Origin of the sequence: Massilia sp. CMS3.1, from assembly GCF_051262535.1 — a bacterium.
In the GTDB taxonomy this organism is placed as follows: Bacteria; Pseudomonadota; Gammaproteobacteria; order Burkholderiales; family Burkholderiaceae_D; genus Telluria.
In genome coordinates this window covers 105,421-122,447 of record NZ_JBIMES010000010.1, presented here as the reverse complement: position 1 = coordinate 122,447, position 17,027 = coordinate 105,421, and the positions used below count along the sequence as shown (strand labels likewise).

The 17,027-nt window shown below is 66.5% G+C and carries 19 protein-coding genes; 11 read left to right on the top strand and 8 right to left on the bottom strand.

Features of this window, described 5'->3' with window-relative positions:
• Positions 1-85 precede the first annotated feature (85 nt).
• Positions 86-886, top strand: a complete 801-nt coding sequence (locus ACHAC9_RS17060) for an SDR family oxidoreductase (protein ID WP_435761508.1) — start codon at positions 86-88, stop codon at positions 884-886.
• 68 nt (positions 887-954) lie between these two features.
• Here ACHAC9_RS17060 and ACHAC9_RS17055 read toward each other — a convergent pair whose 3' ends face one another.
• From ACHAC9_RS17055 to ACHAC9_RS17035, 5 genes are all read right to left on the bottom strand, one after another.
• Positions 955-2,286 (bottom strand): tetratricopeptide repeat protein, encoded by a 1,332-nt coding sequence (locus tag ACHAC9_RS17055; protein WP_435761506.1) that lies wholly within the window; start codon positions 2,284-2,286, stop codon positions 955-957.
• A 180-nt stretch (positions 2,287-2,466) separates the two neighbouring features.
• Positions 2,467-4,035 (bottom strand): beta-N-acetylhexosaminidase, encoded by a 1,569-nt coding sequence (gene nagZ / locus ACHAC9_RS17050; protein WP_435761504.1) that lies wholly within the window; start codon positions 4,033-4,035, stop codon positions 2,467-2,469.
• Between the two features lie 20 nt (positions 4,036-4,055).
• Positions 4,056-5,066: an SIS domain-containing protein gene (locus ACHAC9_RS17045; RefSeq protein WP_435761670.1), complete on the bottom strand. Its 1,011-nt coding sequence runs from the start codon at positions 5,064-5,066 to the stop codon at positions 4,056-4,058.
• Positions 5,067-5,086: 20 nt separating this feature from the next.
• Positions 5,087-6,172, bottom strand: a complete 1,086-nt coding sequence (gene nagA / locus ACHAC9_RS17040) for an N-acetylglucosamine-6-phosphate deacetylase (protein ID WP_435761502.1) — start codon at positions 6,170-6,172, stop codon at positions 5,087-5,089.
• Positions 6,169-7,044: a BadF/BadG/BcrA/BcrD ATPase family protein gene (locus ACHAC9_RS17035; RefSeq protein ID WP_435761500.1), complete on the bottom strand. Its 876-nt coding sequence runs from the start codon at positions 7,042-7,044 to the stop codon at positions 6,169-6,171. Before ACHAC9_RS17035 ends, nagA begins: the two co-directional genes overlap by 4 nt.
• 294 nt (positions 7,045-7,338) lie before the next feature.
• Between ACHAC9_RS17035 and ACHAC9_RS17030 the strand changes: the two genes are divergently transcribed.
• The 9 genes from ACHAC9_RS17030 to bufB all read left to right on the top strand — a co-directional run bounded on the left by ACHAC9_RS17030 (position 7,339) and on the right by bufB (position 13,381).
• Positions 7,339-7,509 carry a hypothetical protein gene (locus tag ACHAC9_RS17030; RefSeq protein ID WP_435761498.1) on the top strand — a complete coding sequence of 57 codons (171 nt, stop codon included), beginning with the start codon at positions 7,339-7,341 and terminating at the stop codon, positions 7,507-7,509.
• A 77-nt stretch (positions 7,510-7,586) separates the two neighbouring features.
• Positions 7,587-7,772: a hypothetical protein gene (locus ACHAC9_RS17025; protein WP_435761496.1), complete on the top strand. Its 186-nt coding sequence runs from the start codon at positions 7,587-7,589 to the stop codon at positions 7,770-7,772.
• The gene (locus ACHAC9_RS17020) at positions 7,769-8,239 is read left to right on the top strand and encodes a hypothetical protein (RefSeq protein ID WP_435761495.1); all 471 of its coding nucleotides are present in this window, start codon (positions 7,769-7,771) and stop codon (positions 8,237-8,239) included. Before ACHAC9_RS17025 ends, ACHAC9_RS17020 begins: the two co-directional genes overlap by 4 nt.
• A 4-nt stretch (positions 8,240-8,243) precedes the next feature.
• On the top strand, positions 8,244-9,836 hold the full coding sequence (locus ACHAC9_RS17015) for an AAA family ATPase (RefSeq protein WP_435761493.1): 1,593 nt from the start codon (positions 8,244-8,246) through the stop codon (positions 9,834-9,836).
• On the top strand, positions 9,837-10,595 hold the full coding sequence (locus tag ACHAC9_RS17010) for a general secretion pathway protein GspB (protein WP_435761491.1): 759 nt from the start codon (positions 9,837-9,839) through the stop codon (positions 10,593-10,595).
• A complete protein-coding gene (gene mobB / locus ACHAC9_RS17005; protein ID WP_435761489.1) occupies positions 10,582-11,145 on the top strand; it encodes a molybdopterin-guanine dinucleotide biosynthesis protein B in 564 nt (187 codons plus the stop codon). Before ACHAC9_RS17010 ends, mobB begins: the two co-directional genes overlap by 14 nt.
• A 19-nt stretch (positions 11,146-11,164) precedes the next feature.
• The gene (locus tag ACHAC9_RS17000) at positions 11,165-11,356 is read left to right on the top strand and encodes a YjfB family protein (RefSeq protein WP_435761487.1); all 192 of its coding nucleotides are present in this window, start codon (positions 11,165-11,167) and stop codon (positions 11,354-11,356) included.
• An 81-nt stretch (positions 11,357-11,437) separates the two neighbouring features.
• Positions 11,438-11,731, top strand: coding sequence for a BufA1 family periplasmic bufferin-type metallophore (locus ACHAC9_RS16995; RefSeq protein ID WP_435761485.1), 294 nt, complete (start codon positions 11,438-11,440; stop codon positions 11,729-11,731).
• A gap of 3 nt (positions 11,732-11,734) precedes the next feature.
• Positions 11,735-13,381, top strand: coding sequence for an MNIO family bufferin maturase (gene bufB, locus ACHAC9_RS16990; RefSeq protein WP_435761483.1), 1,647 nt, complete (start codon positions 11,735-11,737; stop codon positions 13,379-13,381).
• Positions 13,382-13,427: 46 nt separating this feature from the next.
• Here bufB and ACHAC9_RS16985 read toward each other — a convergent pair whose 3' ends face one another.
• The 3 genes from ACHAC9_RS16985 to fumC all read right to left on the bottom strand — a co-directional run bounded on the left by ACHAC9_RS16985 (position 13,428) and on the right by fumC (position 15,565).
• A complete protein-coding gene (locus ACHAC9_RS16985; protein ID WP_435761481.1) occupies positions 13,428-13,709 on the bottom strand; it encodes a DUF883 family protein in 282 nt (93 codons plus the stop codon).
• Positions 13,710-13,919: 210 nt separating this feature from the next.
• A complete protein-coding gene (locus tag ACHAC9_RS16980; protein ID WP_056344529.1) occupies positions 13,920-14,132 on the bottom strand; it encodes an RNA-binding S4 domain-containing protein in 213 nt (70 codons plus the stop codon).
• Between the two features lie 38 nt (positions 14,133-14,170).
• On the bottom strand, positions 14,171-15,565 hold the full coding sequence (gene fumC / locus ACHAC9_RS16975; protein WP_435761479.1) for a class II fumarate hydratase: 1,395 nt from the start codon (positions 15,563-15,565) through the stop codon (positions 14,171-14,173).
• 142 nt (positions 15,566-15,707) lie between these two features.
• Between fumC and ACHAC9_RS16970 the strand changes: the two genes are divergently transcribed.
• On the top strand, positions 15,708-16,853 hold the full coding sequence (locus ACHAC9_RS16970; protein ID WP_435761477.1) for a hypothetical protein: 1,146 nt from the start codon (positions 15,708-15,710) through the stop codon (positions 16,851-16,853).
• Positions 16,854-17,027: the final 174 nt, after the last annotated feature.

The window sequence follows — 17,027 nt, the reverse complement described above, 5'->3', positions numbered from 1 at the left end:
GCTTGGTGAATCCGTGCCGGGACGTTAGAATGTTGCCCGTTGGAACCATCGAACATCCGCGTCGGTGACCGAGCAGGAGCGGCACATGAAGGGCAAGAAAGAGCAGGGGCAAGAGCAGCAGTACGCGGGTAGTTCGTTTGCCGGCAAAGTGGTGTTGGTGACGGGTGCGGCGAGCGGCATCGGCCGCGCGGTGGCGCTGGCCTTCGGGCGCGCCGGCGCGGCGGTGGTCGTGGCCGACATCGCCGTCGACGGCGGCCATTCGACGGCGGCCATGATCGTCGAGAACGGCGGCAAGGCGCTGTTCGTGGCGGTCAACGTCACCCGCGCGCTTGAAGTCGAATCGATGGTCGACAAGACGGTCCACCATTACGGCCGGCTCGACTGCGCCGTCAACTGCGCGGGTGTATTCGAGGAAGGCGCACGGCTGGCCGAGACCGAGGAAGCCATCTACGACCGCATCATGGACGTCAACGTCAAGGGCGTCTGGCTGTCGATGAAATACCAGCTGCGCCAGATGGAGCGCCAGGGCAGCGGGGCGATCGTCAACCTGTCCTCGGCTTTCGGCGCGGTCGGCGTATCGGGTCAAGCCGTCTACGCGGCCAGCAAGCACGCGCTGGCCGGGCTGACCAGGAGCGCGGCGATCGAATACGCGAAAGAGGGCATCCGCGTCAATGCGCTCTGTCCGGGCGCGGTACGCACGCCGATGCTGGCGCGCGCGCTCGGGCGCGAACCGGCGCTGGAAAAGAAGCTGCGCGCAGCGCACCCGATGGGGCGCTTCGCCGAGCCGGCCGAGATCGCGAATGCGGTGTTGTGGCTGTGCTCCGGGCAGTCGTCGTTCGTGACCGGGCACGAGCTGTCGGTCGATGGCGGGTTCACGGCGATGTGAAACCCACAGGGACGTAAAAAAGCGGGCGGCGCCAGTGGCGCCGCCCGCTTTTCATTGAGGCTGCGGGATTACTTGACCGGTGCTGGTGCGACGGTCGTGGTCAATGCCGCCGCTGGAGCAACTGCGCCGCTTGGCTGCTTCAGGCTCATGACCCAGACGCGTGCCACATCCGACAGGCCGCCGCCGGCCTTCACGCTTTCGAAGGTCTTGATCGCTTCGTCCTTGCGGCCGGCCTTGACCTGGGCCGCGCCCAGGCGCAGTCGGGCTTCGTCAGGTTGCTTCAGGCTGCCCTTGGCGATACCCTGCTGGATGAAGCCGATGCCCTTGTCGTGCTGGCCCATCGTCGAGTACGCCCAGCCGAGGTTGACCAGGCCGGCGCCGGTCTTCGCCTTCGCTGCCGAGGCTTCGCCGGCGGCGATGTTCTTCGCATCGTCGGCGGCGCCCTTGTCGGCACGGCCGCGCAGGGCGGTGTGGGCCTTGGCGTTGCCGCCCTTGCCCAGCACGCCCGCGGCGTAGCCGGCGTCCATCACGTTTTTCGCTTCGGTCGGGAAGCCGTCGCGCATGGCGGTTTCGGCCAGGTCGACATAGTCTTCTTCACGCATGACCTTGGTGGCGGCAAACTGCAAACGCAGCAGCGGCAGGTAGTTGTCCTGGTTGAAGCCCGGCTTGCGGATCACGCTCACCCGAATCAGCTCGTTCCAGTACTCGTCGCTCGGGTAGTAGTTCACCAGCTTCTGGATGGCAGTCTCGAAGGCGGCAGTGTCCTTTGCCTGCTGCGCGGCGCTCAGCATCAGCTTCAGGTCTTCCTGCGACGGCGCCTTGCCGGCCTTTTCTGACTCGGCGATCAATTGCTGCAGCGGTGGCAGGGAACCGGCATAGTCCTTGTTCAGGTACAGGGCGCGCGACTGCAGCGCGCGGGCCTCTGCCATGTTGCCGCCCAGCGATTCAAAGCGCTTGACCTGTTCGGCGGCGGCGCCGTAATTCTTCGCGTTGTACTGGATGTTGGCAATCGCCAGTACCAGCTTGGCCTGCATATCCTTCGGCTCGAATCCGGACTTCACTACTTCTTCGGCAGCGGTCATGATGCCCGCCTCGTTGCCGGTCATCGACGCATGCGCCATCTTGATGCGGTTGAGAATGTAGGTCTCGTACGGTGTCTTGTTCGGGATTGCTTCGGCCTGGGTGATACGGTTCTGCACTTCTGCCGCGTTTTTGGCAGCGATCAAGGGCTGAATGGTATTCGAATCGAGCACCTTGGCCAGCTCGGGACGCACGGTGTTGGCCGGCGCGGCAGGCGCCGCTTCTTTCTGGGCATGGGCGCTCGTCATCAGGGCAGGCGCGGTGTTCAGGCCGACGGCAGCCAGCAGCAGGCAAAGGCGAGCAAGGCGGAAATGGGACATGAGTGATCCTTCTAAAAAGATGAGCGGTACAATCCGCAGCAAAATGGCATTTTTGCCAAGCTTGAGCAAACGCGCATTGTCCCATAATTAGCCAATAAGCGGCCGGGACCCTGCTGCGCAATTGTGCCGCAGCCGCACGGCAGCCGGGGCTGCCGTTACATTGCGTTACCGTCGACTACCTCAGAAGCCCGGCACCGGGCAGTGGCCGGTGGCCTCGATCTCGCCCGCCAGCCAGGCGTTCACCGCGGCCAGCGCCGGGGCAGCGAACCCATAGGTCATCAGGGCCGGGGCATCGAAGTCGAGCGCCTGATAGGGATTCCACAGCGCCAGGTGCAGGTCCGGATGCCAGGTCGCGCGCAGGTGCGGGGCATGGCGGCGGCGCGAAGTCGAGGCCAGGATCGTGAAGCGGCCGTCCTGCGGCAGCGCATTCCAGTCGAAGGTGTCGGGGTCGGCGAAGGTCACCAGTTCGACCTCGAAGAGCTGGGCCAGCGAAGCGGCGATCGATGCCGCCGGCACGCCGGCTTCCGAGACGCCGTCGCTGACCACGTCCTGGCGCGCCACCAGGCGCACCCGGCTGCCTGCGGCGGGACGGCGCACCGCGCCCATGCTGCTCAAGCCGCGCTGCCAGGCGCGCGCCATCAGGGCGCGGTCGTCGATGTCGGTGGTGTAGATCGGCGCTTCGTCGGCGCCGGGCGCCGCGTCTGCCATGACCTCGCAGCTCGCTGGCACCGCAATGCCGGCGCCCGGACGCGCCACGCCGCCGGCCGGATGCGCCGCCGCCAGCTTTGCCAGGCGTGCCAGGCGCGCTTTCACCTCGATCATCGGCAGCTCACCCGAGGCAATCGCGGCGGCGATGGCGTCGATCGTCTCGATCTGGGTGTCGCGCGAGCCGATCGCCATCACCATGTCGGCGCCGGCAACGAGCGAGCGCACTGCGGCCTGGCCGACACCGAAGCGGTGCGCGATTGCATGCATGTCCATGCCGTCGGTGATGATCACGCCCTCATACTTCCACTGTTCGCGCAGGATGCCGGTCAGGATAGGGCGCGACATGGTTGCCGGATACTCGGCATCGATCGCGGGATAGACGATGTGGGCGGTCATCATCGCCGGCGCCGGATATTCTCCCTGCGCGGCCATGCGGAAGGGCGCGAATTCGAAGCGCTCCAGTTCCGCCAAGGGCTTGTCGACGGTGGGCAGCGCACGGTGCGAGTCGACGTGGGTGTCGCCATGGCCGGGGAAGTGCTTGACGCAGCAGGCCACACCCTCGGATTGGCTGCCTTCCATCCAGGCCAGGGCAATGCGCGTCGCGGTCTGCGGATCTGCGCCGAACGAGCGCTCGGCGATGACAGGGTTGTGCGGGTTGTTGTTCAGGTCCAGCACCGGCGCGAAGTTCCAGTTGAAGCCGAGCGAACGGACCGCGCGCGCCACGGCCGCGCCGACGGCGCGCGCGAGTTCCGGATCGTTCGCCGCACCGAGCGCCATCGCCGATGGCGGCGCCGGCACCCAGGTCGAGCGCACCACGGCGCCGCCTTCCTGGTCGAGCGCGATCAGGGCCTCGGGTCCCATCACGTCGCGCAGCGCGCTGGTGAGACGCGTGAGCTGGGTGGCGTCCTGCATGTTCTGGCGGAACAGGCAGGCACCGCGCACGCCGTTCTGCGCCATGAAGGCAGCTGTGTCGGCATCGAGTTCGGTGCCGAACAGGCGCACCATGATCAGCTGTCCGGCGATTTTCTTCAGGTCGTCCATGTGCTCGGCTTCAGTGTGTTTTAGTTGGTCTTGGTGACTTTGCTCAGGTGGCGCGGGCGGTCCGGATCCATGCCGCGTGCTTTCGACAGGTTCGCCGCCATCACATAAAAGGCCTGGATGGCGACGATCGGGTCGAGATCCGGCGTGGCGGCGACCGGCAGCGTCAGATCACGCTCGGCGATGTCCTCGGGCGCAGCCAGCAGCACGCGCGCACCGCGTCCGCGCATCTCCGTCGCCAGCGCAACGAGACCGGCCTGCGCCGGACCGCGCGTGGCGAAGATCAGGAGCGGATAGCCGTCTTCGATCAGCGCCATGGGGCCGTGCTTGATCTCGGCGCCCGAGAAGGCTTCGGCCTGCAGCGCTGAGGTTTCCTTGAATTTCAAGGCCGCTTCCAGCGCGATCGGGAAACTGATGCCGCGCCCGACCACCATGATGTTGCGTGCCGGCGCCAGCACCTCGATCGCGGCCGACCAGTCGATCCTTGACGCGGCGCGCAGGTCGTCGGGCAGGGCGGCAAGACCGGCTTTCAGTTCGTCGTCGTCCTGCCATTCGGCCACCAGGCGCGCACCGGCCACCAGGCTCGTAATAAAACTCTTGGTCGCCGCTACGCTGTGCTCCTTGCCGGCGTGCAGGGGCATGCTCCAGGCGGCGCTCTGCGCCAGCGGCGACTCGGCATCGTTCACCAGCGCCACCGTGGTGGCGCCACCGGCGCGGAAGTACTGGATGGGCTCGACCACGTCCGGGCTCTGGCCCGATTGCGAGATCGCGATCGCCAGCGTGTCCTGCGTCACCAGGGGCGACTTGTAGAGCGTCACCAGCGACATCGGCAAGGAAGTGACCAGGCGGCCCATGCGCGACATGATCAGGTAGGCGACATAGCCCGAGGCATGGTCCGAGCTGCCGCGCGCAACCGTCACCGCGCTGTTGAAATTGGTCCCCCGCAGCGTACGCCCCAGCGCCGCATAGCGTTCCACGTCCTGGGACAGCTGCAGGGCGACGCAGTCGCCGGCGGACATGGCTTCCTGCAGCATGAGCGATGTTTCAGGTACGGTCACAGCGCTTCTCCTTCGATATACACGGCTTTGATATTCAGGGCGCGATCGAGCACGACGAAGTCGGCATGGCAGCCGGGGGCGAGGCGCCCGCGCCGGGTTTCGCCGAGGTAGTCGGCGGCGTGCGTCGAGACGCGCCGTGAGGCTTCCTCGATCGACAGGCCGATTTTCACGAGGTTGCGCAGCGCGCCATCCATCGTCAGCGTGGAGCCGGCCAGCGTCCCGTCGGCCAGGCGCACGCCGCCCATGCATTTGTGGACGGTCTGCCGCCCCAGCATGTATTCGCCATCGGGCATGCCGGCGGCCGCCGTGGAATCGGTCACGCAGAACAGCTGCGGGATCGAGCGCAGCGCCACCTTGATCGCGCCCGGATGCACGTGCAGCAGGTCGGGGATGATCTCGGCGTACTGCGCATGGGCGAGCGCGGCGCCGACCATGCCCGGTTCGCGGTGGTGCAGGCCCGGCATCGCATTGAACAGGTGGGTGAAACCGGACGCGCCGTGTTCCAGCGCCTTGAGGCCGTCTTCGTACGAGCCGCTGGTGTGTCCAATCTGGACCCGGATGCCCTGGTCGCTCAAGTGCCGCACCAGTTCCAGGTGGCCGTGGATCTCGGGCGCGACAGTGATCACGCGCAGCGGCGCCTGGCGAGCCCAGGCTTCGACTTCAAGCAGCGTGGCTTCCTTCGCGAACGGCGGCTGGGCCCCCAGCTTGGCCGCGTTGATGTAGGGCCCCTCCAGGTGCACGCCGAGGATACGCGCCTCATGCTTGCCGCGCTCCCTGCAGGCCGCGCCGATGGCGCTCAAGGCACGCTCGATGTCTTCTAGCGGCGCGGTCATCGTCGTGGCCAGCAGGCTGGTGGTGCCGTGCTTCGCGTGCAGGGCGGCGATCACGTGCGGCGCGTCGCCCCCCTCCATCATGTCGCGCCCGGCGCCGCCGTGCACGTGGACGTCGATGAAGCCGGGCAGGATGTAGTCGTCGCCGTTGTCGTCAGGGTCGGCCAAGCGGCCTTCGACGCCATCGATCGTGGCGCCGAAATGCAGCTCGCCGCGGATCCAGCCCTCGGGCGTGAGGATATTGCCTTTCATTGGGTGTCCTTCAAATGGCGTTCGATCATGAGGAGGGCGCCCCTGGCGGAGTCGCCCTGGGCCGGCAGGCACCGCGCGCGTGTTTCCGGCGGCAGCCAGGCCAGCAGCACTTCGCCCAGGCCGCCGCACAAGGCCAGCGGCAGCGCGTGCCCTGGGTCGAGCGCGTTGGCGATGTGCGCCACTTCCTGCCCGGCGTGCTGGAGGATCGCACGCGCCACCGGATCGGTTGCGCCGTGCATGACGACGAAGCGCGCCAGGCCCGCATACGCGGTCTGGTTGGCGCGCCCGAGCCAGATCTGCACCGCGTCGCGGTTGCCGCCGCAGGCGTCGATCACGTCAACCGCCAGGGGGCCGCCAGGCACGCGGCCGTCGAGCACCTGTTCGATATGGTTCAGCGCGCGCAGGCCCATCCAGGCGCCGCTCGCCTCGTCGCCGGCGGGGAAGCCCCAGCCGCCGACTTCGACCTTGGTGCCGTCTGCCAGCATGGCTTCGCCGACGCTGCCGGTGCCGATCGCCACGATCGCGCCGGGCTCGCCGCCGTGGGCGCCCATCAGCGTGGAAAAGCCGTCGGTATCGAGCACCAGCGCGACAAAGCCGGGATCGGCGGCGACGAATTGCGCCGCCCAGTCCTTGTTGTGCACGCCGGCCAGACCCAGGCCGATCGCCATCGAGGACAGGGGAGGGGAGCCGATGTCGGCGAGCGCGCAGGCTTCGCCGATGGCCGACAGGATGGTGGTCCAGGCATTTGCAATGCCGTGGGAAAGGCCGGAAGGGCCGGCGCTGGCCTGGGCCAGTTCGTTGCCGTTGGCATGGGCCAGGCGCACGCGGGTGCCGGTGCCGCCGCCATCGACGCCGATGAGGTATTCGATCATGGGGAAATGAGTGCCGGGGAGGTCAGCGCACTATAGGGAGGCGGGTTGAGCTTGTCAACAGGTATTTAATTGGTATTGGATTGCCTGCTGTGCTGGCGCTGCCATGGCTTGGTTTTCCTATGGAAAAACCGGATCGCAGGTGGTATGCAAAGTGGTATTGCTGCGCTGCGACCCCGAATCAGGTTACAAACTACCGACACCCTTTACTTTCCCGCACTGTAGTCGATACGTCGATCGAACAATCAATTGACCTGACGCCGCCCGCCACGCTCGACTTGCACCAGGGGCAATGCATTGAAAATCTGGTTCGGCTGCAATGGGCTGGCCTGGCATCTGCCCAAGCCGGCGCTGGAATATTTCTCGCTATCGTTTCATCCTTGGCAACACGACAACCGCGAATCGATCGAGGCGTGGCTCGAGCGCAACAAGTCAGCATGGCGGCCGGTGCGTCCCTCAGCACCTTGAAGCGCCGCGGCGCTGTTCCCGGGCGCGGCAAGTGTCATAATGCGTCTCCGTTACGGCATGTCGAGTGGGAGATACAAGTGATTCGTTACATGGGCACGCGCAAGAACAGCGAAGGCGCCACCGTCTACGTCTTCATCGTGAATGGCCTCGAGAAAGAGGTGCGCGAAGGGGCGCTCAAGCAACACCCCGGCTGCTACGAGGCCTTGCCGGCATCGGCCAAGGCGAAGATCGCCGCCAACCGCAACTGGCTGTCGAAGCTGTGACCCTTGTCGGCCGCACCGCCACCGGCGTGCTGCTGGCGCTTGCCTGCTGCGGGGTGCAGGCGATGCCTTCCACTTTCGGTCCCGTCATCGGCAGCGCACTGCTGTGCCGCGACCACCTCGAGAATGCATATTTTCATTCTTACCTGAGCACCGCTTTCGGTCCGGCCATCAAACACGAGGGCGGCGCCTTCTGGTTCAAGGGCGATGCGACGCTGTGGGGCAAGCAAGTGCTCGAAGTGATGGTCAGCGACGACACGCATCCGATGGTGTTCATTGCCGCTGTTCTCGACAGCAAGCCGGAAGAGCTGGAAGCAGCGATCCGCGCCGCTGCCGGATTGCGGCACAAGGTTGTTGATGCCGCGCAGTATCCGTTGCGGGTGTCGAACCCGGGCAGCGTCATCGCTTATCACAACGACAAATCCAAAATATACTGCGCGAGGTATAAACCTTTCCCGCCAGGCCGCTGACTTCATGTACACCAATTACTTCCACCTGAAGGGCGCGCCGTTCTCGATCGCTCCCGACCCGCGCTACCTGTTCATGAGCGAGCGCCACCGCGAGGCGCTGGCGCACCTGCTGTATGGCATCAACAGCGGCGGCGGCTTCGTGCTGCTGACGGGCGAGATCGGTGCGGGTAAAACCACGGTCTGCCGCTGCTTCATCGAGCAGATCCCCGACAACTGTCGTCTCGCCTATATCTTCAACCCGAAGCTGAGCGTCGGCGAACTGCTGCAGTCGGTCTGCGAAGAGTTCCGCATCGCCACGCCGGGCGAGCAGGGCGGCGTGAAGGGTTATGTCGACGCCATCAACGCCTATCTGCTCGCTTCGCATGCCCAGGGCCGGAATAACGTGCTCGTCATCGATGAGGCCCAGAACCTGGCGCCGGACGTGCTCGAACAACTGCGTCTGCTGACCAACCTCGAGACGAGCGAGCGCAAGCTGCTGCAAATCATCCTGATCGGACAGCCGGAACTGCGTACCATGCTGGCGCGCCCCGAACTCGAACAGCTGGCGCAGCGCGTGATCGCCCGTTATCACCTGGGGCCGCTGCTCGAGCCCGAGACCGGCGCCTATATCGCGCACCGGATGGCCGTGGCCGGGGCGCAGGGCGCACCCGTATTTCCGGCCTCGATCGTGCCGGCCGTGCATCGCATCACGGGAGGCGTTCCGCGCCGCATCAACCTGCTGTGCGACCGCGCGCTGCTCGGCGCCTATGTCGAGAACAGCCGCGAAGTGACGCGCGTCATCCTGCGCAAGGCGGCCGAGGAAGTGTTTGCGGGCGATGCCGTGCCGCCTTCACGCACGGCGCGCTGGCCGCTGGTGGCCGGGGGGCTGCTGGCCGGCGCGGTCCTGAGTGCCGCCGCTGCCTGGCAAGTGCTGCCGCATCGCGCAGTATCGGTGGACGCGAAGGGGGGTGTGGTCAAGGGTGCGTTCGTCCAGGCCACCTCCCTGGCGTCGCCCGCTGCCGGCCTGCCGCGCGGTCACGCCGACGAAGCGGTGGCCCTGCGTGCCCTCGGTTCGCTCTGGGGTGCGTCCTTGCCGGCTGGGGAGCCTTGCCCGGCCGCGCTCCGGTTCGACATGCGCTGCCATGTGGGCCGTGGCGGCATCTATGAATTGCGCCAGCTCGACCGTCCGGCCGTCATCCAGCTGCGCGACGGGCGCGCCACCAGCTATGCCGTCCTTGCCGGCATGGACGAGCGCAGCGTGACCTTGCTTGTCGACGGCAAGCGTGAACGGGTCGAGCTCGCCGCACTGGTACCGCGTTTCACGGGCGAATACACGACCTTCTGGAAGATGCCGCGCGCTTTCCGCGACAACCTGGCGCCGGGCGACCACGGGGCTGACGTCGACTGGCTGGCCGCGCAACTGGCGCAACTCGGGCAGCTCGCCGCGCCGCCGGCGCAGCAGCCTTTCAATGCGCGCACCCAGGAGTTGCTGCGCAACTTCCAGGCGAAGCACAACCTGAAAGCGGACGGCGTCGCCGGACCGCGCACCTACATGCGCCTCAACCAGCTGACCGGGGTCGCCGAGCCGCGCCTGCTCGCCGCCGGGACGGGACACTAAATGTCGTACATTCTCGAAGCACTCAAGAAGGCGCAAGCCGAACGCCAGCTGGGCAATGCGCCGGATATCCATACACCGGCGTCGATGCCTGTTCCCGCCGCCGCCAGCGCGGCGAACCGCAAGCCGCTCCTGATCGGCCTGGGCGTGGGCCTCGCGCTCGCCGGCCTGATGGCTGGACTCGTATTGCGGTCGAAGGCGCCGGAAGCGCAGCCGGCCGTGCTGGCGCAGGCGGCTACGCCGCCGGTTGCCGCGGGTGGAATGGACCTTGCACCGCCTTCGGCGCCGCCCGCAGTGGCCGCGCAGGCACCACCAGTGCGCGCCGCCGACGCACCGGTTGCGCGTCCTGCGGCCCCGGCGCCGGCTGCCTCCCGGCCTGCCGCAGCGCCGGCGCCGCGCGTTGCGGCTGCCTCCCCAGCCCCGAGCCCGGCCGCCGTGCCGGAGCCGGTCTACCTGCCGGCGCCGGCGCCGGCTCGGGTGCCTGAACCCGCAGCTGCCCCGCAGGTCCGGAACACGGATCCGATCCTCGAGGAAAACCTGCGCACGCTGCAGCAGCTGCCAGAGGCGATCGGGCGCGAAGTGCCGAAAGTCGCGGTCGGCGGGTATATCTATTCGCCGAACCCGGCGGACCGCCTGCTGCTGGTCGACAAGACGCTGCGCCGCGAAGGCGAGGAAGTCGCGCCTGGTCTCGTGCTTGAACGCCTGATGCCGAAGTATGCCGTGATGAATTACCGGGGAACCCGCTACCGTGTCGCTTACTGATCCGCCGCTTGCGCACGCCGTGCTGGCCGTGGTCGGCTGGTCGGGCAGCGGCAAGACGACGCTGCTCGAGTTCCTCGTGTCGCAACTGGCCGCGCGCGGGTTGCGTGTCAACGTCGTCAAGCACAGCCACCACGACATCGAACTCGAGCCGCCCCACAAGGACAGCGCGCGCCTGCGCATGGCAGGGGCGGCCGAGGTGATGATCGCGTCTCCTTACCGCTACGCCATCCTGCGCGAACTGCGCGGGGAAGGGGAGCCGCCGCTAGCCGAGCAGCTGGCGCGCCTGGCCCCTGCCGACCTGACCCTGGTCGAGGGGTACAAATGGGAGCCGCTGCCCAAGCTCGAGGTCTACCGGCCTTCACTCGGCCGTCCGCCTTTGTTCCCGGACGATACGCTGGTCGTGGCCGTGGCCTCCGACGGGCCTGCGCCTGTGGGCGCGCGGCCGGCCTGGCTCGACCTGAATGCGTCAGGGGACGTTTTGCAGTGGCTCACCGGATGGATGGCGACGCAGGCTAAAGTTTCCACAGAACACGCCGTAAATAAGGGATAACCCTCATCAGGAGACCGTCATGAACGTCACCAGCATCGCCGCGCTGTCCACCACCATTGCCGAGACCGGTCGTAAAGAGGAGGTCGCCATTACCCTGCTGAAAAAACAGCAGGACATCCAGAAGTCGTCCGTCACCCAGATCCTCGACGGCATCGCGCCGCCGCCAAACCTGCCGGCGCACCTGGGCAGCAAGATCAACACCACGGCCTGATGCTGCCTGAAGCGGTTGCCGCAATGTGGTTGCCGCGTTATCCTTCCGGGCTGACTCATCCCATCGACAGGACGCCATACCATGAACAAACGCCAAGCCGCCATTGCCGCCGCCCTCGCGGGCGTGTGCGCCGCCGCCGCCGCCCAGGACGCACCCATGCATGGCAGCAGTAAAGCCGACCAGGAACGCTGCTACGGCGTGGCCAAGGTGGGCCAGAACGACTGCGGTACCGCGACCCATGGTTGCGCCGGCATGGCGCGGATCGACAACGATCCCGCCGAATGGAAGCTGGTGCCGAAGGGCAGCTGCGAAAAAGCGGGCGGCAAGCTGAGCGCGCCTTCGACCCAGCCACCGGCAGCACCGCCGGCACGCTGAACCGTGCCAACCCCGCTGCCTGCCGGCCTGTCCGGCGTCGGCGTCGGGCTGCGCGCCCCCCATTTCCAAGCCTTCCTCGACACGCGCCCGCGCATCGGCTGGCTCGAAGTCCATAGCGAAAACGTCCTGTCCCGGTCTGGGCGCGACTGGGACGTGCTGCGCACATTGCGCTGCGACTATCCCGTCAGCCTGCATGGCGTCGGACTCGGACTCGGTTCGGCGCGCGGCTTTTCGCCCGCACACCTCGAGCGGGTGCGCCGGCTGGCCGAACAGATCGAGCCGTTTCTGGTTTCCGAACACCTCTGCTGGGGTGCCTTGCGCGACCGGCACCTGAACGACTTGCTGCCGCTGGTGCTGGACGGGGCCGCCCTCGACTTGCTGGCCGCGCGCGTCGGCCGGGTCCAAGACACCCTGCAACGCCAGCTGCTGGTCGAAAACGTCTCCACCTATGTCCGCTTTCGCGATGACGCCATGAGCGAAGCCGAATTCCTGGCGGCGCTGGCGCGGCGCACCGGCTGCGGCATCCTGCTCGACGTAAATAATCTCTATGTTAACGGGCGCAACCATGGCGAAGATGCGTTGGCGGCGATCGCGGCCTTGCCGGTCGGGTCTGTCGCCGAGATCCATCTGGGCGGCCACCTGGACCTGGGCGAGGTCGTGATCGATCACCATGGCGCGGCTATCGCCGAGCCCGTTTGGAAGCTGTACCGCGCCGCTCTGGCGCGCTTCGGGCGCGTGCCGGCGTTGATCGAGTGGGATAGCGACATCCCGGCGCTCGAGGTGCTGCTTGCGCAGGCGGACATGGCGCAGGCGATCGGCGCGGCATTTACCCCGGCACGCGTGAGCGAACCATTCCCGTCCGCGCACTGGAGGGGGGCGGAGCCAGCCGCGCACGAGACGCTGCAGGCGGCATTCGGCGCCGCCCTGTTCGATGCTGCCTGTGAGCCGGCGCTTGCCGGCATGCTGGCCGATGGCGGCGATGTGGGGGTGCTTGGCCGCCGTCTGGCGATCTACCGCGGCAACCTGACCGGCAACTGGGAGCGGGCGCTGGCGAATGCCTGTCCCGTCGTCAAGGCGCTGGTGGGCGAGGAATTTTTCGCCGCACTGGCACGCGCCTATGGCAAGCGGCATCCGTCGGTTGACGCCGACCTGAACTTGTTCGGCGCCGGGCTCCCGGACTTCATTGCCGGGTTCGCGCCGCTTGCCGACTACCCCTACATGGCCGACATGGCCCGCCTGGAATGGACGCTGCACCGTTCACACTACGCCCCCGACGCGCCGGTGCTCGCGGCATCCGATCTCGCAGTGCTCGATCCGGCGCAGCTCGAGGCACGGCGCTTCACGCTGCATCCGGCCTGTGTGCTGGTTGAAAGTGCCTGGGCCACGGTGGGCTTGTGGCTGGCGCACCAGCCAGGCGGTCCGGCGTTTCCGGATGCGATGGCGGCGCCATGCCGTGGCTTGGTGTTGCGCTCGAGCTGGCATACGCAGGTGCTGCCGCTCGAGCGTGCCGCCTACGCCACGCTGCGCCGGCTGGCCGAGGGCGCGCGCTTTGGCGACGCGCTCGATGCGGCCTTCGAAGTGGATGAAGCGTTTGATGTGGCGGCCAACTTCAACCGCTGGCTGGCCGATGGGGTCTTTGCCGGGGTGTAGCGTGTCGCAAGAATAATCGCGGCGCCAGGACGGCGCCGCCGTGACATCAATGGAAAGCGCGCAGGACGCGCTCTTCGCCGGTCAAACCGGCGCACTCGGTGGCCAGGCGGGTCGCTTCCATCATGCGGCACAGTTGCGCGTCTTCGAAGCGCTCGAGCTCTTCGTTGGCGGCGTTGAGAGCCATCGCCAGCTTCGAGCGCGCGTTCTGGTAGAGGACGCTCGTGTACTGATCGGTGTTTTTCAGCAGCTCTTGCGCGTTTTCAATGACGAGGCGCAGATCGCCGATCAGCCGTTCCTGTGTTTGCGGGTTTTCTTCCGGGGTTTCCATTGAGTTCACCATTAAAAGCCGGTTGATCACGTGGCGTGCCTGACAAACTCCCCATGGCTGCGTTGCATTCGTCTCGCCGTACTGGCGTACTGTCTTCGCCGATGCGCCTTGCCCTGAGAAGTTTGTCAGGCACGCTTTAAAATATAAACAAGGACCACCTGTCGTGTTTGTCTGCGCGCAAACGTGCGCGGTAGAGGCCGGCAGTCTTGCCTACTGCACGGAGATCCGCACGTCGCCCACGGTCACGGTCTGTCCGGTGCGAATCTTTGCGGTCTTGCGCAGCTCTTTCTTGCCGTCGACCGACACCACGCCACTGGCCACCATGTTCTTGCCGGCGCCGCCGCTATCGCACAGGCCGACCAGTTTCAGCAGTTGGTTGAGTTCGACGAACTCGGATGTCAGTTCGAAAGTTGTCTTCTGCATACTATCCTTGGGAAAAATTGTGAGGCGCACGCTTGGGCCTACGCGGGGTCGGGACGCGTCATGTCCATTGGAACGATCCACTGATCGAACTGTTCCTCGCTGACATGTCCCGATTGCCGGGCCGCCTCGCGCAGGGTGATGCCCTCGTGCTGCGCGTGCTTGGCAATCTGCGCGGCGGCATCATACCCGATGTGCGGGGCCAGTGCGGTCACCAGCATCAGCGAGCGTTCCATCAGCTCGCCGATCCGGACGCGGTTCGGCTCGATGCCCCTGGCGCAGTGCTCCTCGAACGAACGCATGCCGTCGGCCAGCAAGCGCGCGCTTTGCAGGAAGTTATGCGCGATCATGGGCTTGAACACGTTCAGTTCGAAGTTGCCCTGGGAGGCGCCGATCGTCAGCGCGACATCGTTGCCGAACACCTGGCAGCACAGCATGGTGAGCGCTTCGCACTGGGTCGGATTGACCTTGCCCGGCATGATCGAGCTGCCCGGTTCGTTTTCCGGAATCGTGATTTCGCCCAGACCCGAACGTGGACCAGACGCCATCCAGCGCACGTCGTTGGCGATCTTCATGAGCGCCGCAGCGAGCGTTTTGAAGGCGCCGTGACTGGCGACGAGCGCATCGTGCCCGGCGAGCGCCGCGAATTTGTTTGGCGCGGTCTTGAAGGCCAGGCCCGTGCGCGAACCGAGTTCGGCGGCGATGCGCGGGGCGAAGTCGGGATGCGCGTTCAGGCCGGTGCCGACCGCCGTGCCGCCGGCCGCCAGCGCCAGCAGGCCGGGCAGGGACGCGCGAATCGCCCCTTCGCAAAATTCGAGCTGGGCGACGTAGCCCGAAAATTCCTGGCCAAGCGTCAATGGCGTCGCATCCTGCAGGTGGGTGCGGCCGATCTTGACGATGTCGGCAAAGTCGCGCATTTTTATTTGCAGCGTGCCGCGCAGGCGTGCCAGCGCCGGCAGCACGTCTTTCGATACCGCCAGCGCCGCCGCCACATGCATCGCGGTCGGGAAGATGTCGTTCGAGGACTGGCCCATGTTGACGTGGTCGTTCGGATGCAGCAGGCGCGCCTCGCCCCGCGCGCCCCCGATCAGCTCGGAGCCGCGGTTGGCCAGCACTTCGTTCATGTTCATGTTGCTTTGCGTCCCGGAGCCAGTCTGCCAGACGGCGAGCGGGAATTCGTCCGGATAGCGCCCGTCCAGCACTTCGTCGGCGGCGGCGATGATGGCGTCGGCCTTGTCGCGAGGAAGTTTGCCGAGCGAGCGGTTCACTGCTGCCGCGGCACGCTTGACCTGGGCCAGCGCGGCAACCAGTTCCGGCGCCATGCGTTCGGTCGAAATATGGAAATGGTGCAGCGAGCGCTGGGTCTGGGCGCCCCAGAGGCGTTCGGCCGGGACCTCGATCGGGCCGAAACTGTCTTTTTCTATCCGGTTTTCCATGAAGGCGTCCTGTTATTTATTTCGGTGCGGGAGCTAAAGAGTGTAGCCGAACACCCGTTAATTATGCTTAGGCTACAAATTCTTCCCGACCATGGCGCTGCGCTCCTCCTACATACTTTCAGCACTCCTGCTTGCGTCCGCAATGGTGGCCGGCCACGCCGCCGAATTGGGCGAGGCCCGGGTGCTGAGCCATATCGGGCAAGCGCTCGTGGCCGATGTCGAGCTGACCCTGCTCGAGGACCCGGGCACCCAGGTAGTCGTGCACCTGGCAAATCCCGACGTGTACCGGGGCGCGAATATCGCCATGCCGCCGGTGCTCGCCAGCCTGAACATGACTGTGATGCGGCGCGACGGCCGCCAGTTCCTGCATCTGACCTCGCTCAAACCGGTCGAGCGCCGCTATTTGCACGTCTACCTCGAACTTGTCGATGGCGGCCAGCGCAGCGTGCGCCTTGTCACCCTGTGGCTAACGCCGGATCCGAATCCGGCGCCGGCGCCAATGCCCGTGCGCGAACCGCCCATCGAGTTGCCGAAAGCGCCCGCACAGCTTGGCGCTCCGCTGCGCCCACCGAAGCCGGTGCAGCGCCCTGCCGCCGCCCTGCACGCGGGCGAAGAATACGTGGAAGAGGGCGCTCGTCCGGCGTTGCCGGCTATGCGCAAGGCAGTGCCGAAGTCCACACCGGCGCCAAAGCCAGTGCATGAAAAGAAAGCGCCGGCCGCGGCCCCCGCACCCAAAGTACAGGCCGACGCACCCAGCTGTGCACCGCAAGCGCCAAGCGAGCACCTGGACGCCTGCGTGGCGCTCGGCGCGAAGAACGCGGCGCTGCATCAACAACTGGGCAAGCTCGAGGAAAAAGTGAAAGTGCTGCAGGGAAGTGCGGGAGCTGTTGCTGCCGCGCCCGTGCCGCTTGTGAAGGAAGTGCCGAAGGAGGCACCCAAGGGCGCGCCGCGCATCGCGCGCAAGCCGAAGAAGGCCGAGCCGCCGGAAGCCGGCGCCCCATGGCTCCTGATCGGCATCGGTCTCGCCGCCGTGCTGGCGATCGTCGCCCTGGTGCTGGCGCTGCTGCGCCGTCGCCAGCGCTCCGCCTTCGGCAAGATTCCCGCTGAGCACAAGCCCGTCAAGCTGCCGCAGGAGGCGCCGGCTGCCGTGACTGGCGAGCCGAAACTGAATTTCATGGCGGCGGTAAAGGCGCGCCTGATGCCCGGCCGCGCCAGGGAAGCGGCGCCGGCGGCCGCTACGCCTGCCTCCGAGCCGGTGCCGGCCGAGGTGATTTCCCGGCCGGAATAGGCCGCGCACAAATTGTCTACACAAGCAAAAAATTTGCGCTATACTGGATTCGCTGGTTGTCAAAACCACAAAACGGAACAGAGTCCGGCGCAGCCACCACCGATAGCGTGGCGCGGGTACCGGATGTACGTCGCGAGACGCCTGTTTCCGGAAGCAGTCATCTGCCAACAGCGG